Source organism: Variovorax sp. EL159 (genome assembly GCF_900100965.1).
GTDB lineage: Bacteria > Pseudomonadota > Gammaproteobacteria > Burkholderiales > Burkholderiaceae_C > Variovorax.
Genome location: NZ_FMUJ01000003.1, coordinates 778,161 through 803,063, shown reverse-complemented (window position 1 = coordinate 803,063; position 24,903 = coordinate 778,161). Strand labels below are relative to the sequence as shown.

Below are 24,903 nucleotides of genomic sequence, written 5' to 3'. Positions count from 1 at the left end.
TGTTGAGCCCATCTATTCATGACCCTCGCTTTCACTCCCTCCGTGCCATCCGTTTCGCCAGCTCCTTATTCCACCGACCTGAACGAGATGGGGCCAGATCGGCTGCAGCCTATCAGCGTTGCCGAGCCCTGTGGCCCCAGCCTCGAATACGACGCCGAATACGCAGTGCTGCTTTCCCGCATGTCTCCGCGCGGCGACGCGCAATATGGCCAGTTCGTCGGCACCCCGGAAATGCCCAACTGGGCAGAGATCGAGCGAGACTGCCGGCGCCTGTTGCTGCGAACCCGCGACATCAACCTGCTTGTCTGGCTGTGCAGGGCCCGCACCAGACTTGCGCAGGCAGCGGGGCTGGCCCAGTCCCTGGCGTTGCTGGCCGACGTACTGCAGACCTGGCCTGACGCGGTTCATCCGCAGCTGGTGGTCGAGGGAGAGCGCGATCCGGCCGTGCGCGCCAATGCCCTGGCGGCGCTGGCCGATCCCGAAGGCTTGCTGGGCGACGTGCGCGAGATCGTCGTGGCCGCCAATGCGGCCAGGCACCTGACCGTGCGCGAGGTCGAGCGTGCATGGACGGTGCCTCGTCCTGCCGATGCACCCAGCCCCGAATCGGTGGCGCAGCAACTGGCCGAACTGCACTGCGAGGCAGAGAGCGACGCGACCGCTGCGGTGCGCCTGCTGGCGGAGGCGTCGCAGTCCGCACAATGGATCGGCGGCTGGGCTGCGAGTCACCTCGGGCACGATGCGCCTCCGCTGCAGGCGCTCCTGCGATTGTTGAAACCGTTCGATCCGGTCGTGCCGATCATCGTGGCCGGGGCTGATTCGGCGGGTGAAGCGACCCGAGGCCTGCTTCCTGCGAGGTCGGCCGGCACTACCACGCGCGACGACATTCAAAGAAGCATTCGCACTGCGCGCGAGTGGTTCGAAGACCACGAGCCGAGCAGCCCGGTAGCAGTGCTACTCAGGCAGGCGGAGCGCATGGTCGGCAAGCGCTTCGCAGAAGTCGCCGATGCGATTCCCCTGGACCTGTTGCGCAAATGGGATGCCGAGGGAGAGCTGTCGCGATGACGGAAGCCCACCTCGGCTTCCTGATCGTCTGTCTTGTTGTCGGTGTCCTGGGGGCAGTGCTGGGTGCCTGGGCCTATTCGCACAGCCGTCAAGCGGAACTCGAGGCACAGAGCCATGCCTTCGAGCTGGCCCGGGAGAAGGCGAATCGGGATTGGCAACAGGCCTTGCTGTGCGTGCCGCAATGGATCCAGCAAAACATCCGGCTCGAGCTTGAAATCGTGGTGCGGCAACAAGCCGAGCGCTGGAAGGAGCAGCTTCGCGAGCAGCAACGCTGGCAGTCCGAGCAGGACGAGCTGAGGCAGGCGGAGTGGCGCGCACTGCTGTCTGGCTCGCCGCAGCGGCCGGGCAAGGCGCCAGTGCCCGTTGTTGCCACTGCACCAAAGCGGTCAGCTCCGATGCCCGAGCGTGCGTTCGTTCCAAGGCCGATACCGGCGCCACCGCCGTCTCACTCGCCGGAGCCGTCGGAGACCCCACGGCCTCAGCCCGTGCCGGTATACATGACGCAGGTCCCGGAGCGCGAACTCAGCGACGAAGAAATCGACGCCTTGCCACCCGATTTACCGACGCCGAACAGGCTCTCGGGTCGAAAATTGCCGGCACCCAAAGGGCCGGTCCTGCGCAATATCTGAAAAGACCGGCAGCCTGCCGGTTTTTTTATGCCAACTGGGCTGGCGCACACGACGCAAGCCCCTTGATTTGTCGAATACGCGCCACCAAGTCTGCTGGCGTCGGCACGGTGCTTGCACGCTCTATAGAATCTTTTTCATGGCAACGAGAATTCCCAAGACCCCCAGCACCCCTCCGGCGCAGAAACCGGGCGGGGATGACGGAGATTCGGTCGTCCTGGAGCGCCGGCCGCAGAAAACTGCGCCGCCCCAGATGTACCAGGTGGTGATGCTGAACGACGACTACACGCCGATGGAGTTCGTGATCGTCGTGCTGCAGGAATATTTCAGCAAAGACCGCGAAACCGCGACCCAGATCATGCTCAAGATTCACCTCGATGGCCGAGGCGTCTGTGGGGTTTATTCCCGCGACATGGCGGCCACCAAGGTCAACCAGGTGATGGAGGCTGCGCAGCAGGCCGGGCATCCGCTGCAATGTGTCAGCGAGCCTGTTGCATGAACCAGTTGAATTGCGCAAGCTCCAACCCATCTGAGAACTTATTTACAGCAAGGCAAAAGGAAATCACATGATTGCCCAGGAACTGGAAGTCAGCTTGCACATGGCCTTTGTCGAGGCCCGGCAGCAGCGCCACGAGTTCATCACCGTGGAGCATCTGTTGCTCGCTTTGCTGGACAACCCGAGCGCCGCGGAAGTTCTGCGCGCCTGCTCGGCGAACGTCGACGACCTGCGGGCGTCGCTCACCAACTTCATCAAGGACAACACGCCGCAGGTGGCGGGTTCCGACGATGTCGACACCCAGCCCACGCTGGGTTTCCAGCGCGTGATCCAGCGCGCCATCATGCATGTGCAGTCCACCGGCAACGGCAAGAAGGAAGTCACCGGCGCCAACGTGCTGGTCGCGATCTTCGGCGAGAAGGACTCGCACGCGGTGTACTACCTCCACCAGCAGGGCGTGACCCGCCTCGACGTGGTGAACTTCATCGCCCACGGCATCAAGAAGAGCGATCCGCCGGAAGCCGTCAAGGGCAGCGGTGAAGCCCCCTCGGGCGAAGGCGAAGAGGGCGGTGGCGAGCGCAACGAGAAGACTTCGCCGCTCGAGCAGTTCACGCAGAACCTCAACCAGCTCGCCAAGGACGGCAAGATCGATCCGCTGATCGGCCGTGAATACGAGGTCGAGCGCGTCATCCAGATCCTGTGCCGCCGGCGCAAGAACAACCCGCTGCTCGTGGGCGAAGCCGGTGTCGGCAAGACCGCGATCGCCGAGGGCCTGGCCTGGCGCATCACGCAGAACGACGTGCCCGAGATCCTCGCCGAGGCGCAGGTCTACTCGCTCGATATGGGCGCATTGCTGGCCGGCACCAAGTACCGCGGCGATTTCGAGCAGCGCCTGAAGGGTGTGCTCAAGTCGCTCAAGGACAAGCCGAACGCGATTTTGTTCATCGACGAAATCCACACGCTGATCGGCGCGGGCGCTGCCTCGGGCGGCACGCTCGATGCGTCGAACCTGCTCAAGCCGGCGCTCTCGAGCGGCCAGCTCAAGTGCATCGGCGCGACCACCTTCACCGAGTACCGCGGCATCTTCGAAAAAGACGCGGCCCTGTCGCGTCGCTTCCAGAAGGTCGACGTGGTCGAGCCGACGGTGCAGGAAACCGTCGACATCCTGAAGGGCCTGAAGTCGCGCTTCGAGGAACACCATGGCGTGAAGTACGCCGTGGCTGCCCTGCAGGCCGCCGCCGAGCTGAGCGCCAAGTACATCAATGACCGCCATCTGCCCGACAAGGCGATCGACGTCATCGACGAAGCCGGTGCCGCCCAGCGCATCCTGCCGCCGAGCAAGCGCAAGAAGACCATCAGCAAGGCCGAGGTCGAGGACATCGTCGCGAAGATCGCGCGCATTCCCCCGGCCAACGTCAGCAACGACGACCGCGGCAAGCTGCAGACCATCGAGCGCGACCTCAAGAGCGTGGTGTTCGGCCAGGACAAGGCACTCGAAGTGCTGGCCTCCGCGGTCAAGATGGCGCGTTCGGGCCTGGGCAAGGGCGACAAGCCGATCGGCTCGTTCCTGTTCTCCGGCCCCACGGGCGTCGGCAAGACCGAAGCCGCGAAGCAGCTCGCCTACATCATGGGCATCGAGCTGATCCGCTTCGACATGTCGGAGTACATGGAGCGTCACGCGGTGAGCCGCCTGATCGGCGCGCCTCCGGGCTACGTCGGTTTCGACCAGGGCGGTCTGCTGACCGAGGCCGTCACGAAGAAGCCGCACTCGGTGCTGCTGCTCGACGAAATCGAGAAGGCGCACCCGGACATCTTCAACGTGTTGCTGCAGGTGATGGACCATGGCACGCTGACCGACAACAACGGGCGCAAGGCCGACTTCCGCAACGTCATCATCATCATGACGACGAATGCGGGTGCCGAGACCATGAACAAGGCGACCATCGGCTTCACCAACCCGCGCCAGGCGGGCGACGAAATGGGCGACATCAAGCGTCTGTTCTCGCCTGAATTCCGCAACCGGCTGGATGCCATCGTCAACTTCAAGGCGCTCGATGAAAACATCATCCTGCGCGTGGTCGACAAGTTCCTGCTGCAGCTCGAAACGCAACTGGCCGAGAAGAAGGTCGAAGTCACCTTCAGCGACAAGCTGCGCAAGCACCTGGCCAAGAAGGGCTTCGATCCGCTGATGGGCGCACGGCCGATGCAGCGCCTGATCCAGGACACGATCCGTCGTGCACTGGCCGACGAGCTGCTGTTCGGTCGCCTGACCGACGGTGGCCGCCTCGAAGTCGACCTCGACGACAAGGACGAAGTGCTGCTGGACATCCAGCCTCTTCCCAAGAAGGAAGGCAAGTCCAAGCCAGAGGCTGAAGAAGCAGCCGCAGGTTGAGAAACCGGGCATTCCGTGGCCGATGAGGCCGCGGAACCGCCTCCAAAGGCCGGTAGCATCGCGCTGCCGGCCTTTTTCTTTGGGCCGGTCGAAACCACACAGCGTTCTTCGCCTTGATCCTCCCCGAACTCAGTCACGAATGGAAAACCGGCCTCTCCCTGGCGTGGAGCGGCTACATCGCCGTGCTGTCGGTCTGGATCGTGATGCAAAAGCGCGCGCCGGTGTCCACCATGAGCTGGATCCTGTCGCTGGCGCTGCTGCCGTTCGCGGGCTTCGTCATCTATTACTTCCTCGGGCCGCAGCGCTTGCGCAAGCAGCGGCTCAAGCGGCTGCGCAACCGCGCCAGCGCCTACGCCCAGGCTGACCTTGCGCGGCTGCGCGATGTGGCGCAAAGCGCGCCACCGGCCCTGCAGCAGATGGCGCGGCTGGGCACTGCGACCTGCGGGCTGCCGGTATCGAGCGCGGTCGGCGTCGAGCTGCTGTCGGGCGGAGCGCGCACCTTCGACGCGATCTTCGAGGCCGTACGCGCGGCGCGCAACCACATTCACCTCGAGTACTACATCTTCGAGCCCGACAAGATCGGCACTGCGCTGCGCGACCTGCTGATCGAGCGTGCGAAAGAGGGCGTGACCGTGCGCCTGCTGATCGACGCACTGGGCTCCAAGCGCATCGGCCGCGAGTTCATGGCGCCGATGCACGCCGCCGGCGTGAAGGTCGCGCTCTTTCACGACACCAAGATCGGCCGCCGCCTTAGGCCCGTGACCAACTACCGCACCCACCGCAAGATCGTGGTGTGCGACGGCCGCGTGGGCTTCACCGGCGGCGTGAACATCACCGACGAGGAAGACAAGCGCACCAACCCCGAGGCCTACCACGACGTGCACCTGCGCATCGAAGGCAGCGCGGTGCGCTGGCTGCAGACCACTTTTCTCGAAGACTGGACCTACGCCACCGGCGAAGACTCGCGCGGCATGGACGACACCATGGACGCCATGCTGCCGCAGCTGGAGGCCGGCGACATCCCCGTGCAGATCGTCACCAGCGGTCCCGACAACACGCTCGAGGCCATCCACCGCATGCACGTCGAGGCGATCCATTCGGCCACGACCCGCGCCTGGCTCACCACGCCGTACTTCGTGCCTGGCGAGCCTGCGCTGATGGCGCTGACCAGTGCCGCGCTGCGCGGTGTCGACGTGCGCCTGCTGGTGCCGCGCCGCAGCGACTCGGCCGTGGTGAGCGCCGCCGCGCGCTCTTACTTCGACGAGCTGATCGCTGCCGGCGTGAAGGTCTGGGAGTACAAGGCGCGCATGCTGCACTCCAAGACCTTGGTGGTCGACGACCATTGCGCGATGATCGGCACCGCGAATTTCGACAACCGCAGCTTCCGGCTCAACTTCGAGGTCTGCGCCGTGGTCTATGGTCCGGCCTTGGCCCGGCCGCTGGCGGCGCAGTTCGAGACCGACCTGCACAGTTCCGGCGCCGTGCGTGCCCATCGGCCCCAAAGTTTCTGGCGCCGCCTCGGCGATTCCGTTGCGCGCCTGTTTTCACCCTTGCTCTGAATGAACCACACCTTTCTCTGGCACGACTACGAAACCTTCGGCGCCGTGCCGCGCCGCGACCGGCCCTCGCAGTTCGCCGCCATCCGCACCGACGCCGAGTTGAACGAAGTCGGCGAGCCGCTCATGGTCTATTGCAAGCCCGCGCCAGACTACCTGCCCAGCCCCGAAGCCTGCCTCATCACCGGCATCACGCCGCAGGTGTGCCTGGAGCGCGGCATTCCCGAGCACGCGTTCGCCGCGCAGATCGAGCAGGCCTTCTCGCAGCCCGGCACCATCGGCGTGGGCTACAACACCATCCGCTTCGACGACGAGGTCACGCGCTTCATGTTCTGGCGCAACCTGATCGACCCCTATGCGCGCGAGTGGCAGAACGACTGCGGCCGCTGGGACCTGCTCGACGTGGTGCGCCTCACGTATGCGCTGCGCCCCGACGGCATCGAATGGCCGAAGAAGGAAGACGGCAAGCCCAGCTTCAAGCTCGAAGACCTGGCGCGCGCCAACGGCCTCTTGCACGAGTCGGCGCACGATGCGCTGTCGGACGTGCGGGCCACCATCGCGCTGGCCCGGCTCATCCGCGACAAGCAGCCCAAGCTGTTCGATTTCGCCTTCGGCCTGCACCGCAAGGACCGCGTGGCCAGCGAACTCGGCCTGCCCGCGACGCGCGAAACCGCCAAGCCCTTCCTGCACGTCTCGGGCATGTTCCCGGCCGAGCGCGGCTGCCTGGCCGTGATGTGGCCGCTCGCGAGCCATCCGACCAACAAGAACGAACTGCTCGCCTGGGATTTGTCTCACGACCCGAGCGAGCTGCGCGACATCGATGCCGACACGCTGCGCCTTCGCATGTTCACCCGCACCGCCGATCTGCCTGAAGGCATGGTGCGGTTGCCCGTGAAGGGCATTCACCTCAACAAGTCGCCGATGGTGGTGGGCAACCTGCGCACGCTGGCACCGGCCATGGCCGAGCGCTGGGGCGTCGATCTCGACACGGCCATGCGCCATGCCGCCATCGCACGCGACCTGCCCGACATGAGCGCCATCTGGTCGAAGGTGTATGCACGGCCGAAAGAGGCCACGCCCGACGTCGACGAAGACCTCTACGGCGGCTTCGTCGGCAACGCCGACCGGCGCCGCCTGAACCAGCTGCGCGCGTTGTCGCCGGAAGAACTCGCCAAGGACCGCACCGGCTTCGACGACGGCCGGCTCGACGAGATCCTGTTCCGCTACCGCGCGCGCAACTGGCCCGAGCTGCTGAGCGAGGACGAAACCGAGCGCTGGGAAGCCCTGCGCGTCGCAAAGCTCTTCAAGGGCGAGGGCGGGGCGCGCACCATCGAGATGCTGTTCAGCGAGGTCGACGCGCTCTCCGAGAACGCCGACGAGCGCGGGGAAGAGATCCTCGGCGCGCTCTACGAATACGCCGAGGCCATCGCGCCCGAGGCCTGACAGGCGCACCCCATGAGCCTGACGATCAACGCCGAACTCTCGAAGGGCCTTGAAAGCTACGGGCTCTTCATTTCGGAAGGCTCGCTGCTGCCGATGCCGTTCCGCTTCGAGACGCCGCTGCGCGTCTGGCATGCCGTGCAGATGCACGGCCGGTGCGCCGTGGGCGCGTATTCGAGCATCTCGCCCGGCGCGCTGCTCGTCGACGTGCACATGGGGCGCTATTGCTCCATCGGCGATGGCGTGCAGACCCTGTCGGACCATCCCGCCGACTGGTTCACGACACACATGCTGGCCTATGCGCCGAATTTTCCGGAACCCTACCGGCACCAGTCCGTCGGCCAGTTTCCGTCGCATTCGCCGGTGACCATCGGCAATGACGTGTGGATCGGCTCGCGGGTGAGCCTCAAGAGCGGCATCACCATCGGCGACGGTGCAGTGATCGGCGCGGGCGCGGTGGTGACGCGCGACGTGGCGCCCTTCACCGTCGTGGGCGGCGTGCCGGCCCGGGTGATCCGCCAGCGCTTTCCCGATGCGCTCGTCGAACGAATCCGCGCCTGCCCCTGGTGGGACTGGGACCTGCGCACGCTGGCGCTCGACTGGCAGCATCCGGAGGTGGCGCAGTCGACGCTGGAGGCGGCAGTTGCCGCGGGCAGCCTGTCGCGCTGGAATCCCGGCTGGCGCCTGCTCGATCGCGGTGAGCCGCCCGCCGAGGGGCAACCCGCGCCGCTGATCTTTCTGCCTGGTTGACGACGACGCACGGAGGTTTTTTCGCATGAAGACAACAGGCATCCCGTCTCTTGCCCGCACCGCGTGGGCGGCTGCCTTGGTGGCCGTGGCGCTGGCCGGATGCGGTGCCTTGCCGCCATCGGCGCCCGGTGGTGCCAAGGCCTGCGCCAGCGGCTTCGAACCCTTCGAGCGCGACACGCTGTTTTTCGGCCGGGCCATTCCCTCGGGTGGTCAGGTGTCGGATGCCGAGTGGACGGCGTTCCTCGATGCCACTGTGACGCCGGCCTTTCCGCAGGGCCTGACGGTGATCGATGCCGCCGGCCAGTGGCGCGGCGTGTCGGGCGAGGTGGTACGCGAGCGCTCCAAGCTGGTCGTGCTGCTGCATTCGCGCAGCGAGAAGGACGACGCCGCCATCGCGACCATCGTCGGGACCTACCGTCAGCGCTTCGCGCAGGAAGCCGTGTTGCAGGAAAGACAGGCCGTCTGTGTCCGCTTCTGAGGCTTCGCCGCAAGATCGCGACATCGTCCGCCAGTTGAACGCGGCCGACACGCAGGCCTATCGCGCCGTGATGCTCGATGCCTACGCCACGCACCCCAGCGCCTTCACCTCCACGGTGGAAGAACGCGCTGCCTTGCCGCTGAGCTGGTGGATGCAGCGCCTGGGAGCCGACGACGGCGGCGAGAGCATCGTCTACGGTGCCTTCGACGACTGCGGCGCGCTGGTCGGCGCGGCTGGCCTGAGTTTCGAGACGCGGCAGCGAACGAGCCACAAGGCCACGCTGTTCGGCATGTCGGTGACGGCCTCGGCGCGCCGTGCCGGTTTTGGCAGGCGACTGGTGCTGGCCTTGCTCGACCACGCACGCGCGCGCGGTCACCTGAGGCTCGTGCAACTCACCGTCACCGAAGGCAATGAAGCGGCGCAGAAACTCTATGAGGACTGCGGCTTTCGCGTCTTCGGCACCGAGCCTCTGGCCATCGCGGTCGGCGATGCCTTGCTGGCGAAGGTCCACATGTGGTGCGACCTCGAAGCACCCGGATCTTGATCCGGAGAGTTCAGGCCGGTTGCGTATCGACGGCCGGCAACCCACTCAGGTCTTCCGACCATGCCAGTGCCGAGCGGCACCATATCCGTCGGCGTGGAGGCAGCAGCGCGCGCTGCGCCAGGGGGCCGATGCGCAGCGAATAGCTGGTCGGGGCATCGCTGTCCGCGCTGGCGTGGATCGGTGTGCCGCAGTTCCCGCAGAAGCTCTGCCGCCGGCGCGCACCGCTGTCCGCCGTCTTCACATAGGTTCTCGGCATGCCGCTCAGGAGGCGGAAGCTGGAGGCCGGCACCGTCACCGACACGCGATAGGCGGTGCCCGAGAGCACCTGGCAGTCGGTGCAGTTGCACAGCCCGACCTTTTCCGGGTCGACTTCGGCTTCGTACCTGATCTCGCCGCAGTGACAGGCGCCTTGGACTTTCATGCGAACTCCTGGTGAGGTGACGCAGGCATCGTAGGAAGGGCTGCCCCGGGGCGCAATGGCTGCCGACCGACGCAGTGCCTTCGGTGCCGGCCATTTCCCCCTGGCCGCGCGGCTCGCGGCGAGGCCACGTATGCTCCCCGGATGGACGCCAATTCCGCCGCGCTCGCCGACTTCGCCACACGCCACCGCACGCTCTTCGTGCTCACCGGCGCAGGGTGCAGCACCGATTCGGGCATCCCCGACTACCGCGACGTCGATGGCGAATGGAAGCGCCCGTCGCCCGTCACTTACCAGGCCTTCATGGGTGAGGAGTCCACGCGCCGACGCTACTGGGCGCGCAGCCTGATCGGCTGGCCGACCATGGCCGGCGCCCGTCCGGGCGCGGCGCATCGCGCGCTGGCGCGACTCGGGGACGCAGGCCGCGTGGGCATGCTGCTGACGCAGAACGTCGATGGGTTGCACGAGGCAGCCGGTAGCCGGGGCGCCATCGATCTGCACGGCCGCATCGACACCGTACGGTGCATGGGCTGCGAACGGCGCACATCGCGCGCGGAGCTGCAGATCGAATTGCGGCAACGCAACCCGCGCTGGGCCGAGCTGGAGGCCCGCGTCGCTCCGGACGGCGATGCAGACCTGGAAGGCCGTGATTTCTCCACCTTCGACGTGCCCGCCTGCCCGCATTGCGGCGGCCTGCTCAAGCCGGATGTCGTGTTCTTCGGCGAGAGCGTCCCGAAGGAGCGCGTTACCGCCGCCTTCGCGGCGATGGAACAGGCCGATGCGGTGCTCGTGGCCGGTTCGTCGCTGATGGTGTATTCGGGCTTCCGCTTCGTGCAGGCGGCCGCTGCGGCAGGCAAGCCCGTGGCGGCGGTGAACCTGGGCCGCACGCGGGCCGACGCGCTGCTTTCGCTGAAGATCGAGCGCCCGGTGGGCGAGGCGTTGTCCGAACTCGCGCAGCAGCTGGCGCCCGAGCCGCAACCCGACGCTGCCTAGCTCCGGCTCGGCGCGCCGCGCAAGGCCAGGGGCTGGATGAACGCATCCACCGTCGCGGTGTATGCGCCTGGAAGCCCCAGTTCGGCGTTGATCTGCGCGTGCGACAGGTCTTGCGGCGCCACTTCCGCACGACCGCCGGTGGCGGCGATCCGCGCAGCGAACGCCCGGGCCTGGGTGCACGAGCCGTCGCGGCGCTGGGTCGAGCACACCAGCAGCATCGGCGGTGCGCCACGCGCGAGCGTGGCGGTGGGCGACACAGTGCGCCAGTAGGCGGGATCATTGCCGAAGACGCGGTCGTAGAAGGGCATGTGGCGACGCTGCATCAGCGCGGCTGTGTCCAGCGCGGCGCTGTCGAGTGCCACGGCGCCCAGCCATGGGCGGGCGCCTTGCTGCCGCGCGATGTCGGGCGAGGCGCTGAGCAGCGCGACGAGGTGCGCGCCGGCCGAATGGCCCATGAGCACGAAGCGGCCGGCATCGCCGCCCCAGGAAGGCGCGCTGGCCTGTGCGGTGGCCACCGCTCGCGCCACGTCCTGCGCCTGCTGCATCACATCGACCTGTGGCACGAAGCGGTAGCCCACCGACACGAGGATGAAGCCCTGGTCGCGCACCCAGTGTTCGACCTTCTGGCTCACCACCGAGGCGGCCTCCTTGCTGCCGAACATCCAGGCCCCGCCGTGGACCATCACGAGCACCGGGGCGCCTTGCGCATTGGGCGGCAGGTAGACGTCCATGCGCTGCCGAGCATCCGGACCGTAGGGCTGGTTGGCCAGCAGCCGCACACCACCGGGTGTCGCGGTCGCCTCGGCAGGCTGCTGCGCCATGACCGGCGAGAAGGCCAGCACGAGCAACCATGTCGCGCAGATTCGTGCAAGACGTTTCATGAGAGTGCTCCCGATGAACCGATGAGATTCGGGATTTTCACGCGGCAGCCCTTTCGGCGGGCTGACCGCTTCACTCAGTCAGCCGGCGTGCCTCGGCGCCATCCAGCTCGTCGAGGCCCCCCGACCCGCGAGATGCAGGCTGGCGGTGGCGGCGGGCGTCTCGGCCAGCAACCGCCCCTTGCGGAACACCTTGAGTCGCACGGCACGCAAACGGATCGCCTCGACCGGATCGCGCGCCTGCAGCAGCACGAAGCTGGCGTCGCAGCCGGCCGCGATGCCGTAGTTTTCCAGGTGCATCACGCGCGCGGCATTCGTCGTCACTGCCTCGAAGCACTGGCGGATGCCGGCCTGGCTGGTCATCTGCGCCACGTGCAGGCCCATGTGCGCCACCTCGAGCATGTCGCCCGAGCCCATGCCGTACCACGGGTCCATCACGCAGTCGTGGCCGAAGGCGACGTTCACGCCGGCGGCCATCAGCTCGGGCACGCGGGTCATGCCGCGCCGCTTGGGGTAGCTGTCGTGGCGGCCCTGCAGCGTGATGTTGATGAGCGGGTTCGAGATCACCGCCACGCCGCTCTGCGCGATCAGCGGCAACAGCTTGCTCACGTAGTAGTTGTCCATCGAGTGCATCGAGGTGCAGTGCGAGCCGGTCACGCGGCCCTGCATGCCCAGCCGCTGCGCTTCGAAAGCCAGCGTTTCGATGTGGCGCGAGAGCGGGTCGTCCGACTCGTCGCAGTGCATGTCGACCAGCTTGCCGCGCTCGGCCGCCATTTCGCACAGCAGCTTCACGCTCGCGGCGCCATCGGCCATGGTGCGCTCGAAATGCGGAATGCCGCCGACCACGTCCACGCCCTTGTCGAGCGCGCGCTCGATGTTCTCCACGCCGCCTGGCGAGCGCAGCACGCCATCTTGCGGAAAGGCGACGAGCTGCAGGTCGAGGTAGGGCGCGACCTGGCGCTTGACTTCGAGCAGCGCGTCGACAGCGAGCAGGCTCGCGTCGCTGGTGTCCACGTGCGAGCGCACCGCCAGCAGCCCCTTGGCCACGGCCCAGTCGCAGTACGCCAGCGCGCGTTCGATCAGCGCATCGGCCGTGAGCAGCGGCTTCAGCTCGCCCCACAACGCGATGCCTTCGAGCAGCGTGCCGCTTTCATTGACGCGCGGCAGGCCGTAGCTCAGCGTGGCGTCCATGTGGAAGTGCGGGTCGACGAAATGCGGCGCGAGCAGCAGGCCTTGTGCATCAAGCTTCTCGTGCGCCGGTGCATCGAGGCCTTCGGTGACTTCGGCGATGCGGCCGTCCTGCACGGCAATCGACATGCCGGTGCGGCCGTCGGGAAGGGTGGCGTTGGTGATGAGAAGGTCGAGCATCGTGTGGAGGTCTCTGGAGGACGGATGGGTGGGCGGTATTTTCCGCCGCGATGCCGCTGGAATGCGGGGCGGGCCGTGAAAATCCCGCGATGGCAAAGAAACCCGCGACCAAGACCGAGGCCGGCGGCGGCATGCCCGATCTCAGCGAGCGCGCCGACGGCCCTGCGCTGATCGCGTTGTGGGGCGACGATGACGCGGGCAACGAATTCCGCCTCGGCACGCGCGAATACGACTGGCACAGCCACTTGCGTGGACAGGTCTTCTGCGTTGAAAGCGGCCTCGTGCATGTGCGTACCGCGCACGGTTCGTGGTTGCTGCCGCCACACCGCGCGGGTTGGCTGCCGCCCGGCGAGGCGCACAAGGTCAGCATCAGCGGCGCGATGAGTGGCTGGAGCGTGCTGATCACCCCCCAAGCCAGCCGTGAGCTGCCCACGTGCCCCTGCGTCATCGGCATCAGCGAGCTGATGCGGGCGCTGGTGCGTCGCGCGGTCACCTGGACCGGGCAGGCGCAACTGGATGCCGAGCAGGAGCGAATGATCGCCGTGCTGCTCGACGAAATGCGCCGCGCGCCGCACGAGCCGCTGCACCTGCCGATGCCCATCGACCGCCGCCTGCTGCGCATCGCAACGGCCATCTACGCGCAGCCCGAGGACTGCCGCACGATGGACGAATGGGCACGATGGGCAGGTCTCTCCGCGCGCACATTGAGCCGCCTGTTCCTGGCCGAAACGTCCGTGAGCTTCGCGCAATGGCGCCAGCAGGCGCGGCTGGTGCATGCGCTGGAGCGGCTCGCGCGCGGCGAGGCGGTGGCCGACATTGCCGATGCGCTGGGCTATGCGACGCCGAGCAACTTCATCGCGATGTTCAGGCGCAGCTTCGGGGAGTCGCCGGCGCGGTACTTTGCGAACCGGGCTGCGCTGCGTTGAGTCTGAACGGTCAGCGCGCCCAGGTGTTGTTGCGGGTGTGAACGTAGATGTGAACGTTCTCGCTGCGGTCCCTGGCGATGCCGACCTCGCCCCAGGGGAAAGACGCGGGCGTGGCCGCGATGCCGATGGACCGGAGCCAGCGTGCGTGCACGCGTTGGCGGTCGTCGGCACTGTTGTAGAAATCGTCGCCGCTCAGGTTGCGAAGGCGCGGCGGGGTGAGGGTGATGAAGGCGCTGACCAGCAGGTCGTTTTCGAAGCGCAGCGTCAACTCTGCCGTCATGTTGTCGACGGTGCCGGTGGCACTAGCGAAGACGCAGCTGACCGGCCTGCCTTCGATGTTCGCGGCCTGGCATGTTTTCGAGAAGAGCGCGGGAAGGTCTTCGGCCTTGGTGTCGGCATCGATGGCGATGCCGAAGGCCGTGATGCGGCCATCCGCGGGAGCGATGCTGAAGACGGCGCTGGTCATCAGGAGCGGGCAGCGTTGCTTATCAACAGAGATTCCGTTCAACGAGTGCGCTGCGCCCGATACCGGTACTGCCCGGCCGCCGGCCCGACCTCGATCGTCACCCGCCGCAGCTTGTCGTCATGCCCTGAAGAGGCCTTGGCCGTGACCACAACGCCGCGCGGGGAGGCGCGGCAAGTGAGATCCGACAACGCGATCTCCGCATGGTCGTTGTCCAACTCGGCAATGGCGACGGTGTGCTCGGCCTGCAGGCTGCCGTTGGCATCGCGCCCCATCCACTGCACGTAGAGGAACGACTGCGCGAACTGCTCGGCATGCACCACGCGGTAGGTGCCCTGGTGGTCCTTGCCCCAGGTGCCGCACAGCTGCACCCAGTTGACCGTGTCCGGCGTCTTGAAGGTCTCGTAGCTGTAGTCGGCGCCCAGCGCCTGCGCGTTCGCGCCGCACAGCGCCAGCCATGCGGCCAGCAGGGCGCCGCGCGTGGGGAAGAGCGTTGTCTTCATCAGCGTTCTCCCTTGCGGTAGGGCTTCATCAGTGCCTGCGGATAGCTGGCCTTGCGCGCGACCAGCACCAGCGCCAGGATCGACAGCAGGTACGGCAGCATCAGGTAAAGCTGGTAGGGCAGCACGGCATCGCCCGATTGCTGCAGCCGCAGCTGCAGCGCGTCGAAGAATGCGAAGAGCAGGGCGCCCAACAAGGCCTTGCCGGGCCGCCACGAGGCAAACACCACCAGCGCCACGCAGATCCAGCCGCGCCCGTTCACCATGTTGAAGAAGAAGGCGTTGAAGGCCGACAGCGTGAGGAACGAGCCCGCCATGCCCATCAGCGCCGAGCCCGCGACGATGGCGCCGGTGCGCGTGGCCGCGACCGACACGCCCTGGCTTTCCGCGGCCTGCGGGTTCTCGCCGGCCATGCGCAGCGCAAGGCCCAGCGGCGTGCGGTAGAGCACCCAGCCAACCACCGGCACCAGCAGCAGCGCGAAGAGCGTGAGCGCGGTCTGCGCGCTCAGGATCGGGATGGGCAGCCAGTCCATCGGCGCGAAGGGCGTGATGGTCGGCGGCGTGTTGACCTTCGGAAAGCTCACGCGGTAGCCGAAGTAGCTGAGCGCGGTCGCAAGCAGGGTGATGCCCAGGCCCGACACGTGCTGCGACAGCGCAAGGCCCACGGTCAGGAAGGCATGCAGCAGCCCGAACACCATGCCCGTGAGCGCGGCCACGCCGACGCCCACCCACAGCGGCGCGCCGGCGTACACCGCGAGCCAGCCGGTGAAGGCGCCCGCGACCATGATCCCTTCGATGCCCAGGTTGAGCACGCCCGCGCGTTCGCACAGCAGCACGCCGAGCGTGCCGAGGATCAGCGGCGTGGCGATGCGCAGCACGGCGACCCAGAAGGCCGGGTTGGCAAGGATGTCGAGAAGGTCGGTCATGGGGTGTCTCTCCCTCTCCCGTCGGGAGAGGGTTGGGGTGGGGGCAGGCGGCGCTCGAAGTGGAGGCCGATGCCCCCATCCCAGCCTTCCCCCGGGAGGGGAAGGAGCAAGGCAGAAGAAGTCAGCGCTGCCGTCATTTCTTCATCCTCACCCGGTACTGCGTCAGCAAGGTCGCCACCAGCACCGCGATCAGCGACGCGGCCACGATCACGTCGGCGATGTACGTCGGCACGCCGACCGCGCGGCTCATGGTGTCCGCGCCGACCAGCACGCCGGCCACGAACACGCCAGCGGCGATCACCCCCAGTGGATGCAGCCCCGCGAGCATCGCGATCACGATGCCGGTGTAGCCGTAGCCCGGCGACATGTCGAGCGTGACGTAGCTGGTGCGGCCGGCCACCTCGATGGCGCCGGCCAGCCCGGCCAAGGCGCCCGAGAGCAGCGCCACCATGACCACGGTGCGCGTCACCGGCACGCCGGCAAAGGCGGCGGCGCGCGCGTTGGCGCCCACGGCGCGGATGTCGAAGCCCAGCACCGTGTATTTGAAGAGCGCCCAGACCATCACCGCGAGCGACACGGCCCACAGCAGCCCGGTGTGCACGCGGGTCTGCGCGATCAGCTTGCCGAGTTCGAGGTCGGACTGCAGCGACACGCTCTGCGGCCAGCCCATCGCGGTCGGGTCTTTCATCGGCCCGTCGAGCAGCGCGGACACGCCCAGCAGCACGATGAAGTTGATGAGCAGCGTGGTCACCACCTCGTCGACGCCGAGCTTGTTCTTCATCAGCGCCGGGCCCAGCAGCATCAGCGCGCCAGCCACCGCTGCCGCCAGCATCATCAGCGGGAACAGCAGCCAGGGCGACAGCTCGAAGCCCGTGCCGCCATGCATGCCGCCCACCGCCACGGCCGCCAGCGCGCCCGCGTAGAGCTGGCCTTCGGCCCCGATGTTGAACAGCCGCGCTTTAAAGGCGACCGTGGCCGCCAGGCCGGTAAGGATCAGCGGGATCGCGCGCGTCAGCGTTTCGCTCCACGCGAACACCGAGCCGAAGCCGCCCTGCAGCAGCAGCGCATAGGTGCGGCCGACCGGCGCGCCGGCCCACAGCACCAGCAGCGCGCTCACCACCATGGTGAAGACGACCGCGCCGATCGGTGCGAGCACCAGCGCGGCGCGCGAGGTCTCGTGGCGTCGTTCGAGCCGCATCATGACGAGGCTCCCGTGCGTTGCGGGGCGGCAGCAGTCGCGCCGGCCATGGCCAGGCCGATGGCTTCGCGTGTCCAGGCCGCGGCGGGGCGTGCTTCGCCCAGGTGGCCGCCATGCATCACGGCCACGCGGTCGCCCAGCGTGAGCACTTCGTCGAGGTCGTCGGAAATCACCAGCACCGCCGCGCCGGCATCGCGCGCGGCAATGAGCTGCTGCTGCACATAGGCGACCGCGCCGATGTCGAGGCCCCAGGTCGGTTGGTGCGCCACGATCAGGCGCGGCGCGCGTGTCGGGTACTTCTTGTTGTCGCTGCCCTTGGCCTCGTCGGGCTGCTCGGGCGCCAGCAATGCGCGCCCCAGAATCAATTTCTGCATGTTCCCGCCAGAGAGCGAGCGGGCCGGCGCCATCAGGCCGGCACCGCGCACGTCGAATGCTTTTTCGATGCGCCGGGCGTGCAGGCGCGCGGCCGCGCGCTTCACGATGAACGACCAGCGTGAGAAGACCGGGCTGCGCAGCCGCTCCGACACCGCGTTCTCCCACACCGGCAGGTCGCCGACCACGCCGACCGCGTGCCGGTCTTCCGGAATTCGCGCCACGCCGCGCTGCACCAGCCGCGCAGGCGAGGGCGGCAGTGCCCGACCCATCAACTGCGCGGAGCCCGAACTGGCCCGGCGCGTGCCGCACAGCAGCTCGGCCAGCGCCACCTGCCCGTTGCCCGACACGCCCGCGATGGCGGTGATTTCGCCCGCGCGCAGCGTCAGCGACACCTCGCGCAGCCGGTCCTGGCCGCCGTCCTTGCTGGCCGCGGTGCTCACATGGTCCAGCACGCAAATCGCATCGCCCACCGACTTCGCGGGCCGACGCTGCGGCGCCTCGACCGCATGGCCCACCATCCACAGCGCCAGCTGCGCCTGCGTGGTGTCGGCCGTGCGCGCCTCGGCCACCAGCTTGCCGCCGCGCAGAACGGCCACGCGGTGCGACACGCGCAGCACCTCGCCCAGCTTGTGGCTGATGAAGATGACCGACAGGCCCTGCGCCACCATCTGCGCGAGCGTGGCGAACAGCGCTTCGCTTTCCTGCGGCGTCAGCACGGCGGTCGGCTCGTCGAGGATCAGGATGCGGGCGCCGCGGTACAGCGCCTTGAGAATTTCGACGCGCTGGCGTTCACCGACCGACAGGCTGCCGATCTTCGCGTCGGGCTGCACCGGCAGGCCAAAGCGCTGCGCCACTTCCAGCAGCCGTTCGCGCGCGGCCGCGCGGCGCGACACCGGGCGCCACAGCGGCTCGGTGCCCATCATCACGTTGTCGAGCACGCTGAGGTTGTCGGCCAGCGTGAAGTGCTGGTGCACCATGCCGACACCGGCGGCGAGCGCAGCCTTGGGGTTGCCGGGCGGCAGCGGCGCACCGAACACTTCGATGTGGCCTTCGTCGGCGACATAGTGGCCGAACAGGATCGACATGAGCGTCGACTTGCCCGCGCCGTTCTCGCCGAGCAGCGCGAGCACCTCGCCGGCTTGCAGGTCGAGGGAAATGGCATCGTTGGCCACCAGTTCGCCGAAGCGCTTGGTGATGCCGTCTAGCCGGAGCACAGTGGGGTTCATGGTGTGGCGGGCTCGGGGTTGCCAAGCTCGCGGCAAAAGGTTTCGATGGCGCGGGCGGCGGCAACGGGCGCGGCCTGCAGCAGGCCGTGCGGCCCCTCCAGGCGCACGATGCGAAGGCTTGGCAGGGCGCGTTGCACGATACGAGCGGCCTGCTCGGGCACGATGCGGTCGTGCATGGCTTGCAGGTACATCGCGGGCACGCGCACCTGCGAGAGTTTGTCGATCACGTTCACGCGCTGCACTTCTTTCATGCGGCGCGTCATGACGGCGGCTGTCGCCTGCCGCAGTGAATCCTGCAGCGACGCCGCAAGACGCGGCGTGGCGAAGCGGCCCAGCAGCATGTGGCGCATGGGGCCACGCATCAGGCCGGAGTGGATGAACTTCATCGACATCTCGAGCAAACCGCCGCGCAACAGCGCCAGCCCCGGCTTGGGGCTGCGGGCAAAGCTGCAGCACAGGATCAGCCCGCGCAGCCCCGGTGGCGGGGATGCCGCGATCGAGATGGCCAGCGGGCCCGAGAAGGATTCGCCGAGCAGCACGAAAGGCTGGCTGGCGGGCAATTGCGCGCGCACCAGCCGTTCGAGTTCGTCATAGCCCAGCGCTTCGGTGCCGGGGTAGCGCACCACGTCGATGGTGTCGCATTGGCCCATGGCTTGCGCCAGGGGCTCGAAGAGATCGCCCGTGCCGTCCATGCCCGGAAGCAGAACAAGTCGAAGGGGACGAAGAACGGACGCCGCCGTCACTTCCAGGCGGCCAGGAACGCCAGCATGACCTTGGCGGAGTTGTCCGCCGCGATGCTCATGAAGGTGCCCATTTCGTTCTCTCCGTCGCCGCCGCCCGCGAGGTCGCTGAGCGAACGGAAGGCGATGTACGGCACGCCGTTGCTGTAGGCGACCATGCCCACGGCCGCAGTTTCCATGTCGAGCACGTTGGCCTGGAAGGTCTTGTAGGTGTATTCGCGGTACGCCTTGTTGTCCATGAAGGCCTGGCCCGAGACGCCGTTGCCGCCCACCACCAGTTGCGGCTTGCGCGCCAGGCACTTGCCCGCGCTGCAGTTCGCCAGGTCGACGTTGCGGATGCTGCGCGCCACCTCGAGCATCTTCGGGTCGGCCTCGAACCAGAACTTGCGCGCGATCTCCGGCTTGGCCGCCGAGCGCACTTCGACCGGACGCGGAAACATCATCCCGAAGTTGGGCAGCGTGGCGTCGGTGATGAAGGGCGGCGCGCTGTATTTGCCCGGCGCGGTTTCGCGCGCCATCAGTACTTCGAGGTACTGGCCCCATTGCGCCGGCACCGTGACGTCGCCCACGTGCAGCTGCGGGTTCACGCCGCCCGCGATGCCGCTGAACACGATGTTCGTGATGCGAAAGCGGTTGAGCACGAGCTGCGTGTTCATGGTCGCGTTCGTCATGCTGATGCCCGACAGGAACAGCACCACCGGCTTGCCTTCGAGCGTGCCGGTGGTGAACTCCACGCCGTTCACGCTGTGCTTCACCGGCCCTTGCAGGCGGGTCAGCAGCAGCTTCAGCTCGGGCTCGAAGGCCGAGAGCACCGCGATGCGCGGCGTGTCGTCCAGGCGCGTGCTGCTGTTGATGCTGACCACGTCGGACTTGCTGTAGACCCCGACGCAGCCCGTGAGCGCAAGCCCGACCACGGCGGCAACGAGCGGACCGCGCAGGCGCTGAAGCAGGGAAGTAGTGTTCGTCGTCATGGGTTCATTGCGTGAGTTGAGGGCGGTGCGCTGCGTCGGGCGTGGCGATCCAGGCCTGCAGCGACGCAACGCGTGCGTGCTTGGGCGACAGGCCGACGAAGGTGGTGTAGGCGGCCAGCGCCTTGGTGTCGTTGCCGGCCTGCAGGTACGCATCGCCGAGGTTCAGGTAGGCGAGCGCGCGGCTGCCGTCCATCTCGATGGCCTGCTCGAACCAGCGCGCGGCCTCAACCGGCTTGCCGCGCTTGAAGTACACAAAGCCCAGGTTGTTGGCCGCCAGCGCAAAGCGCGGCTGCAGCTTCAGCGATTCGGTGAAGGCGGCTTCGGCCTCGTCGTAGCGGCGCTCGCGGTACAGCTGCAGGCCACGGTCGTTGGCGCGCTGCGCGGCCACGCGTGGCGGGAGCGGCGCGGCGGCCGGCATGGTCAGCTTGGCATCGCCGCCTTCCAGGTTCTTCACCACCACCTCGATGGCCGGTGCACCGGCTGCTGCACCGGCCTTGGGCGGCGCGGCGGCATGCACGGCCTGCTCGTTGGCTTCGTCGATGCGCTTGTTGACCTGGCTGGCGGCTGCGTCGAGCTGCACGCTGTCGCCGCTGAGGCCTTCGCGGTCCACGGGCAGCTCGAACACGAATTCGCCGCCCTCCGAGCCCGGCAGGCTGCCGAAGGCCGGCGTCTGCCGCGCGATGGCCGAGACGGCCGGTGCCACGTAGGCCGCGAGCTCGGTGCCGGTGATGACGCCATCGCCATTCAGGTCGGCCTTGCCCGACAGCGCCTGCAGCACCGTCCAGGTAAAGACCGAATGGCCACCGGGGCCGTCGTCGGCCACCTGCTGGTCGGCACCGCCGGCGGTGATCATCTGGCGGCCGATGCGGCGCGCGTTGTCGCTCAGGAAGTTCTTGCTGCCGCGCGGCGCACCGCCGCGCGTGAGGCCCAGGCCCGAGTAGCAGGCGTCCACCAGAAAGAGCACGTGCTTGGCCGACAGCGCCTCGGCCACTTCCTGCAACTGAGGCATCGAGATGGCGTCGGAGGCGAGGTCGTCCAGCGCCGCATCGACCGGGATGATGTAGCCGACGTCGCGCCCGCTGGCGAGCTTGCGGGTGCTGCCGTGGCCGGCAAAGAACACCAGCACGCGGTCGTCGCGCTTCACGCGCTTGCTGTCGGTGAGCTTGTCGTTGAGCACGCGCAGGATGTTGGCGCGCGTGGCTTCGCCGTCGTACAGCGCCGTGACGTTCTCGGGCTTGAAGCCGAAGCGCGTGACGAGCAGCTGCTCCATCGCCTTGGCATCGGGCACCGCATGGTGCAGGCCGGGCCACTTGGCGTACTTGTCGATGCCGATCACGAGTGCGTGGCTCTCGCGATAGAGCGTGTCGCCGGCGGCAGCCACGCCGTCGTCGGGCGCCGCCTTCTTGGGGGCGTTGACGACGAACTTGCCGTCGCGCCAGGTGGCGAAGCGGTAGCCGTCGGCCACCAACTGGTCGAGCACCGTGGGCAGGGCCTGCACGGTGCGGCCCTGGATGTCGTGGAACAGGATCACGCCGCGCTTGGCCTTGTCGACCTCGGCCAGCACGCGGTCGGCAATCGACTTGGGCACCGGGTCGGCCCAGTCCATCGAGTCGACGGTCCAGAGCATGGAGCGCAGCTTGAGCGCCTCGACGGTGCTCAGCTTGTCTTCGTTGCGCGCGCCGTAGGGAAAGCGGAACAGGGTCGATTGCGGGCGGCCGGTGGCGTCGAGCAGGGCTTCGGTTTCGGTGGCCTCGTTGCGCACCGCGTCGTCGCTCATCTTGGCCATCATGCTGTGGCTGAAGCTGTGGTTGGCCAGCACGTGCCCGGCGGCCAGCACGCGCTTGGCCACCGCGCCATTGGCGCCGAGCTGCGCCTTGCCCTGCGCGTCGAGCTTGCCCAGGTTCTGGCCGAGCTCGAAGAAGATGGCCGGCGCGTCGTAGCGCTTCAAGATTTCCAGGATCTCGTCGGTGTGCTTGGCGTGCGGGCCGTCGTCGAAGGTCAGCACCACGGTCTTCGGGGGCAGCGAGGTGCCGAAGATCTCGCGCACGTCGCCGCCTTCCTTGTCCTTGGCACCGCCCGCGGGCTGGGTGTAGGGAACGATGGAGCCGAAGTCCTTCAGGATCTTGTCGCGCGAATACAGGCCCTGCAGCTTGGCCACGTAGTCGGCCCACTTCTCGCGCTGGGGCTCGATGCCGCGCTGCGCAAAGCGGCCGAACACGTCTTTCAGCTCGCGGTCGTAGGCCTGCTCGATCTCGGCGAGCACCGACAAGTCTTCGCTCGCGCGGCGGCCAAGCTTGAGGCCGGGCAGCGACTGCGCCTGCCCATAGCGCGTGCTCAGCTCGCCCAAAAACTCCTTGAACGCCAGGCGGTCGGCATCGAACCAGCTCGGCTCGCTTTCGATGCGGTCCAGCAGCGCGTTCAGGGCCGGCACCGTGGCCGGGTCGGCCATGTCGCCGGCCTGCGCGATCAGTGCGCGCTGGCGCTCCTGCATGTCATGAAACAGCAACTGGCCGACGGCCCCGACGGCGCGCTTCTCGGCCGCGCCGAGCGCGCGCTCGCCGGTCATCAGCACGATCATCTGCCGGTGCGCGGCGAGCAGGGCGTCGGCGCGTTCCTGCAACGCGGCCGGAATGCCGACCGGCACCGCGACCACAGGCGCCGCCGCCGCGGCCGAAGAGGCCGCAGCCACGGGCGGGGCGGCCGCTTCGGCCGGTGTTGCCGGCGCTGCCGTGCCCGCTGGCTCAGGTTTGCATGCGGCGAGCGAAACGGCCAACGCCGCAACAGCTACACCATGGATTGCGGTCCGCCATCGCGCACGGTTCATAGGTCTTGGAGATGCTTACTTCGCGGTGGACTTGGGCTGGCCGTCGTCCACCTTGACGGTGAACTTGCCCGCCAGGATGTCGGCCTGCTTGGCCTTCACCTTCGCGATGATGTCGGCCGGCACCTTCTTCTCGAAAGTGCCGAGCGGCGCGAGCTCGGAGCCCTTGTGCTTCATCTGCGCGTACACGCCGTAGTCTTCGGCCGCGAACTTGCCTTCCTTCACCAGCTTGATCGCGTGGTCGGCGGCGGGCTCGAAGTTCCACAGGGCCGAGGCGACCACCGTGTCGGGGTACTGGGCCTGGGTATCGATCACGTTGCCGATGGCGAGCTTGCCCTTTTCCTTGGCCGCGTCCGACACGCCGAAGCGCTCGGCGTACATCACGTCGGCGCCCTTGTCGATCATGGCGAAGGCGGCTTCCTTGGCCTTCGGCGGGTCGAACCAGCTGTTGATGAAGCTCACGCTGAACTCGACCTTCGGATTCGTTTCCTTGGCGCCCGCCATGAAGGCGTTCATCAGGCGATTGACCTCGGGAATCGGGAAGCCGCCGACCATGCCGATGCGGTTGCTCTTGGTCACGCCGCCGGCCACCATGCCGCTCAGGTAGGCGGGCTCCTGGATGTAGTTGTCGAACACGCTGAAGTTGGGCGCCTGCGGCTTGAGCGACGAGCCCATCAGGAACGCGACCTTCGGAAAGTCTTTCGCGACCTTGCGCGCCGCCGCTTCCACGCCGAACACTTCACCCAGGATCAGCTGGTTGCCACCGGTGGCGTACTCGCGCATCACGCGCTCGTAGTCGGCGTTGCTGACGTTCTCGGTGGCCTTGTATTCGATCTCGCCGCGCGCTTCAGCCGCCTTCAGCGCCTTGTGAATGCGGCCCACCCATTGCTGCTCGAAGGGCACGGTGTACACCGCCGCCACCTTCAGCTTGGCCTGCTGCGCAAGCGCCAGGCCGGGGGCGCCGGCCGCGAGTGCCGCGGCGATGGCGACGGAACGAATGATCAACTGACGGCGTGCTGCCATGGTCTTCTCCTCGAGGTGTGGAAATATTGTTCTGGGCTGTCCCATGGGCAGCCGGACGCCCCTCGGAGCCGGAGGGGGCGTCGGGTGGGGCGGTTTACTTGGTGCCGAAGATGCGGTCGCCGGCGTCGCCTAGGCCCGGAAGGATGTAGCCGTGGCTGTCGAGTTCGCGGTCGATGGCGGCCGTGTAGATCGGCACGTCCGGGTGCGCGGTCTGCATCGTCTTCACGCCTTCGGGGCAGGTCAGCAGGCAGACGAACTTGATCGACTTGGGGTTGAGCTCTTTCAGGCGCTCGACCGCGGCCACGGCCGAGTTGCCGGTGGCCAGCATCGGGTCGACCACGATCACGTCGCGGCTGTCCATTTCGCCGGGCATCTTGAAGTAGTACTCGACGGCCGTGAGGGTCTTGGGGTCGCGGTACAGGCCGATGTGGCCGACGCGGGCGCCCGGCACCACGGTCAGCATGCCGTCCAGGATGCCGGTGCCGGCACGAAGAATGGACACCAGCACCAGCTTCTTGCCGTCGATGACCTTGGCCTGCATGGTTTCGAGGGGTGTTTCGACCTCGATGTCCTGCATGGGCATGTCGCGGGTGACCTCGTAGGCCATCAGCATGCTGATTTCATTGAGGAGCCGGCGGAAGCTGTTGGTGGACGCATCCTTGCGGCGCATCAGCGTGAGCTTGTGCTGGACGAGGGGGTGATTGACGAGGTGGACGTTGCTCATTTGAATTTT

At 67.5% G+C, this 24,903-nt stretch carries 24 protein-coding genes; 11 read left to right on the top strand and 13 right to left on the bottom strand.

Features of this window, described 5'->3' with window-relative positions; genetic code table 11:
* Window positions 1-18: 18 nt before the first annotated feature.
* From BLQ28_RS15880 to BLQ28_RS15840, 9 genes are all read left to right on the top strand, one after another.
* Complete coding sequence (locus BLQ28_RS15880; RefSeq protein WP_256327315.1) at window positions 19-1,062, top strand: type VI secretion system protein TssA; 1,044 nt, start codon at window positions 19-21, stop codon at window positions 1,060-1,062.
* Window positions 1,059-1,691 (top strand): hypothetical protein, encoded by a 633-nt coding sequence (locus BLQ28_RS15875; RefSeq protein ID WP_093241031.1) that lies wholly within the window; start codon window positions 1,059-1,061, stop codon window positions 1,689-1,691. Before BLQ28_RS15880 ends, BLQ28_RS15875 begins: the two co-directional genes overlap by 4 nt.
* A 136-nt stretch (window positions 1,692-1,827) precedes the next feature.
* Complete coding sequence (gene clpS / locus BLQ28_RS15870) at window positions 1,828-2,187, top strand: ATP-dependent Clp protease adapter ClpS (RefSeq protein ID WP_093241028.1); 360 nt, start codon at window positions 1,828-1,830, stop codon at window positions 2,185-2,187.
* 67 nt (window positions 2,188-2,254) lie between these two features.
* Window positions 2,255-4,576: an ATP-dependent Clp protease ATP-binding subunit ClpA gene (gene clpA / locus BLQ28_RS15865; protein WP_093241025.1), complete on the top strand. Its 2,322-nt coding sequence runs from the start codon at window positions 2,255-2,257 to the stop codon at window positions 4,574-4,576.
* A 113-nt stretch (window positions 4,577-4,689) separates the two neighbouring features.
* A complete protein-coding gene (cls, locus tag BLQ28_RS15860) occupies window positions 4,690-6,135 on the top strand; it encodes a cardiolipin synthase (RefSeq protein ID WP_093241022.1) in 1,446 nt (481 codons plus the stop codon).
* Window positions 6,136-7,575 carry an exodeoxyribonuclease I gene (gene sbcB / locus BLQ28_RS15855; RefSeq protein WP_093241019.1) on the top strand — a complete coding sequence of 480 codons (1,440 nt, stop codon included), beginning with the start codon at window positions 6,136-6,138 and terminating at the stop codon, window positions 7,573-7,575. It begins immediately after the preceding gene.
* A 12-nt stretch (window positions 7,576-7,587) separates the two neighbouring features.
* On the top strand, window positions 7,588-8,322 hold the full coding sequence (locus BLQ28_RS15850) for a CatB-related O-acetyltransferase (RefSeq protein WP_218121937.1): 735 nt from the start codon (window positions 7,588-7,590) through the stop codon (window positions 8,320-8,322).
* 25 nt (window positions 8,323-8,347) lie between these two features.
* Window positions 8,348-8,800 carry a DUF3574 domain-containing protein gene (locus tag BLQ28_RS15845; protein ID WP_093241017.1) on the top strand — a complete coding sequence of 151 codons (453 nt, stop codon included), beginning with the start codon at window positions 8,348-8,350 and terminating at the stop codon, window positions 8,798-8,800.
* Window positions 8,787-9,344, top strand: a complete 558-nt coding sequence (locus BLQ28_RS15840) for a GNAT family N-acetyltransferase (RefSeq protein ID WP_218121936.1) — start codon at window positions 8,787-8,789, stop codon at window positions 9,342-9,344. Before BLQ28_RS15845 ends, BLQ28_RS15840 begins: the two co-directional genes overlap by 14 nt.
* A gap of 10 nt (window positions 9,345-9,354) precedes the next feature.
* Here BLQ28_RS15840 and BLQ28_RS15835 read toward each other — a convergent pair whose 3' ends face one another.
* A complete protein-coding gene (locus tag BLQ28_RS15835; protein ID WP_093241014.1) occupies window positions 9,355-9,765 on the bottom strand; it encodes a GFA family protein in 411 nt (136 codons plus the stop codon).
* Between the two features lie 141 nt (window positions 9,766-9,906).
* Here BLQ28_RS15835 and BLQ28_RS15830 point away from each other — a divergent pair, with 141 nt between their 5' ends.
* Window positions 9,907-10,755, top strand: coding sequence for an NAD-dependent protein deacetylase (locus BLQ28_RS15830; RefSeq protein ID WP_093241011.1), 849 nt, complete (start codon window positions 9,907-9,909; stop codon window positions 10,753-10,755).
* On the opposite strand, the gene BLQ28_RS15825 is transcribed toward BLQ28_RS15830, so the two are convergent.
* Both BLQ28_RS15825 and BLQ28_RS15820 read right to left on the bottom strand, forming a co-directional pair.
* The gene (locus BLQ28_RS15825) at window positions 10,752-11,636 is read right to left on the bottom strand and encodes an alpha/beta hydrolase (protein ID WP_093241008.1); all 885 of its coding nucleotides are present in this window, start codon (window positions 11,634-11,636) and stop codon (window positions 10,752-10,754) included. The genes BLQ28_RS15830 and BLQ28_RS15825 overlap by 4 nt on opposite strands.
* Before the next feature lie 78 nt (window positions 11,637-11,714).
* On the bottom strand, window positions 11,715-13,001 hold the full coding sequence (locus BLQ28_RS15820; protein ID WP_093241005.1) for an amidohydrolase family protein: 1,287 nt from the start codon (window positions 12,999-13,001) through the stop codon (window positions 11,715-11,717).
* A gap of 89 nt (window positions 13,002-13,090) precedes the next feature.
* Here BLQ28_RS15820 and BLQ28_RS15815 point away from each other — a divergent pair, with 89 nt between their 5' ends.
* Window positions 13,091-13,927, top strand: coding sequence for an AraC family transcriptional regulator (locus BLQ28_RS15815; protein WP_256327314.1), 837 nt, complete (start codon window positions 13,091-13,093; stop codon window positions 13,925-13,927).
* Window positions 13,928-13,937: 10 nt separating this feature from the next.
* On the opposite strand, the gene BLQ28_RS15810 is transcribed toward BLQ28_RS15815, so the two are convergent.
* From BLQ28_RS15810 to upp, 10 genes are all read right to left on the bottom strand, one after another.
* On the bottom strand, window positions 13,938-14,393 hold the full coding sequence (locus BLQ28_RS15810; RefSeq protein ID WP_093241003.1) for a hypothetical protein: 456 nt from the start codon (window positions 14,391-14,393) through the stop codon (window positions 13,938-13,940).
* 38 nt (window positions 14,394-14,431) lie between these two features.
* Window positions 14,432-14,893: a hypothetical protein gene (locus tag BLQ28_RS15805; protein ID WP_093241000.1), complete on the bottom strand. Its 462-nt coding sequence runs from the start codon at window positions 14,891-14,893 to the stop codon at window positions 14,432-14,434.
* Window positions 14,893-15,816: an ABC transporter permease gene (locus BLQ28_RS15800; RefSeq protein ID WP_093240997.1), complete on the bottom strand. Its 924-nt coding sequence runs from the start codon at window positions 15,814-15,816 to the stop codon at window positions 14,893-14,895. The genes BLQ28_RS15805 and BLQ28_RS15800 overlap by 1 nt, the downstream gene beginning before the upstream one ends.
* Before the next feature lie 133 nt (window positions 15,817-15,949).
* Entirely contained in the window at window positions 15,950-17,014 is a 1,065-nt protein-coding gene (locus tag BLQ28_RS15795) for an ABC transporter permease (RefSeq protein ID WP_176801148.1), read from the bottom strand.
* Window positions 17,014-18,615, bottom strand: a complete 1,602-nt coding sequence (locus tag BLQ28_RS15790; protein WP_093240992.1) for an ABC transporter ATP-binding protein — start codon at window positions 18,613-18,615, stop codon at window positions 17,014-17,016. The genes BLQ28_RS15795 and BLQ28_RS15790 overlap by 1 nt, the downstream gene beginning before the upstream one ends.
* Window positions 18,612-19,307 carry an alpha/beta fold hydrolase gene (locus tag BLQ28_RS15785; protein ID WP_093240990.1) on the bottom strand — a complete coding sequence of 232 codons (696 nt, stop codon included), beginning with the start codon at window positions 19,305-19,307 and terminating at the stop codon, window positions 18,612-18,614. The genes BLQ28_RS15790 and BLQ28_RS15785 overlap by 4 nt, the downstream gene beginning before the upstream one ends.
* A 47-nt stretch (window positions 19,308-19,354) precedes the next feature.
* Entirely contained in the window at window positions 19,355-20,326 is a 972-nt protein-coding gene (locus BLQ28_RS15780; RefSeq protein WP_093240987.1) for a 5'-methylthioadenosine/S-adenosylhomocysteine nucleosidase, read from the bottom strand.
* A gap of 4 nt (window positions 20,327-20,330) precedes the next feature.
* Window positions 20,331-23,015: a polysaccharide deacetylase family protein gene (locus BLQ28_RS15775; protein ID WP_256327312.1), complete on the bottom strand. Its 2,685-nt coding sequence runs from the start codon at window positions 23,013-23,015 to the stop codon at window positions 20,331-20,333.
* A gap of 150 nt (window positions 23,016-23,165) precedes the next feature.
* Complete coding sequence (locus tag BLQ28_RS15770; RefSeq protein WP_093240981.1) at window positions 23,166-24,170, bottom strand: BMP family protein; 1,005 nt, start codon at window positions 24,168-24,170, stop codon at window positions 23,166-23,168.
* Window positions 24,171-24,264: 94 nt separating this feature from the next.
* Window positions 24,265-24,894, bottom strand: a complete 630-nt coding sequence (gene upp, locus BLQ28_RS15765; RefSeq protein ID WP_093240978.1) for a uracil phosphoribosyltransferase — start codon at window positions 24,892-24,894, stop codon at window positions 24,265-24,267.
* Between the last annotated feature and the right edge of the window lie 9 nt (window positions 24,895-24,903).

Bases quoted from the DNA above. Each gene is read 5' to 3' on its own strand.
- BLQ28_RS15790 (WP_093240992.1), bottom strand. From the start codon at position 18,615: ATGAACCCCACTGTGCTCCGGCTAGACGGCATCACCAAGCGCTTCGGC.
- BLQ28_RS15875 (WP_093241031.1), top strand. From the start codon at position 1,059: ATGACGGAAGCCCACCTCGGCTTCCTGATCGTCTGTCTTGTTGTCGGT.
- BLQ28_RS15780 (WP_093240987.1), bottom strand. From the start codon at position 20,326: ATGACGACGAACACTACTTCCCTGCTTCAGCGCCTGCGCGGTCCGCTC.
- BLQ28_RS15785 (WP_093240990.1), bottom strand. From the start codon at position 19,307: ATGGACGGCACGGGCGATCTCTTCGAGCCCCTGGCGCAAGCCATGGGC.
- BLQ28_RS15770 (WP_093240981.1), bottom strand. From the start codon at position 24,170: ATGGCAGCACGCCGTCAGTTGATCATTCGTTCCGTCGCCATCGCCGCG.
- BLQ28_RS15850 (WP_218121937.1), top strand. From the start codon at position 7,588: ATGAGCCTGACGATCAACGCCGAACTCTCGAAGGGCCTTGAAAGCTAC.
- BLQ28_RS15795 (WP_176801148.1), bottom strand. From the start codon at position 17,014: ATGCGGCTCGAACGACGCCACGAGACCTCGCGCGCCGCGCTGGTGCTC.
- BLQ28_RS15815 (WP_256327314.1), top strand. From the start codon at position 13,091: ATGGCAAAGAAACCCGCGACCAAGACCGAGGCCGGCGGCGGCATGCCC.
- BLQ28_RS15820 (WP_093241005.1), bottom strand. From the start codon at position 13,001: ATGCTCGACCTTCTCATCACCAACGCCACCCTTCCCGACGGCCGCACC.
- BLQ28_RS15880 (WP_256327315.1), top strand. From the start codon at position 19: ATGACCCTCGCTTTCACTCCCTCCGTGCCATCCGTTTCGCCAGCTCCT.
- BLQ28_RS15830 (WP_093241011.1), top strand. From the start codon at position 9,907: ATGGACGCCAATTCCGCCGCGCTCGCCGACTTCGCCACACGCCACCGC.
- BLQ28_RS15825 (WP_093241008.1), bottom strand. From the start codon at position 11,636: ATGAAACGTCTTGCACGAATCTGCGCGACATGGTTGCTCGTGCTGGCC.
- BLQ28_RS15800 (WP_093240997.1), bottom strand. From the start codon at position 15,816: ATGACCGACCTTCTCGACATCCTTGCCAACCCGGCCTTCTGGGTCGCC.
- BLQ28_RS15810 (WP_093241003.1), bottom strand. From the start codon at position 14,393: ATGACCAGCGCCGTCTTCAGCATCGCTCCCGCGGATGGCCGCATCACG.
- BLQ28_RS15845 (WP_093241017.1), top strand. From the start codon at position 8,348: ATGAAGACAACAGGCATCCCGTCTCTTGCCCGCACCGCGTGGGCGGCT.
- BLQ28_RS15835 (WP_093241014.1), bottom strand. From the start codon at position 9,765: ATGAAAGTCCAAGGCGCCTGTCACTGCGGCGAGATCAGGTACGAAGCC.
- clpA (WP_093241025.1), top strand. From the start codon at position 2,255: ATGATTGCCCAGGAACTGGAAGTCAGCTTGCACATGGCCTTTGTCGAG.
- BLQ28_RS15805 (WP_093241000.1), bottom strand. From the start codon at position 14,893: ATGAAGACAACGCTCTTCCCCACGCGCGGCGCCCTGCTGGCCGCATGG.
- sbcB (WP_093241019.1), top strand. From the start codon at position 6,136: ATGAACCACACCTTTCTCTGGCACGACTACGAAACCTTCGGCGCCGTG.
- clpS (WP_093241028.1), top strand. From the start codon at position 1,828: ATGGCAACGAGAATTCCCAAGACCCCCAGCACCCCTCCGGCGCAGAAA.
- upp (WP_093240978.1), bottom strand. From the start codon at position 24,894: ATGAGCAACGTCCACCTCGTCAATCACCCCCTCGTCCAGCACAAGCTC.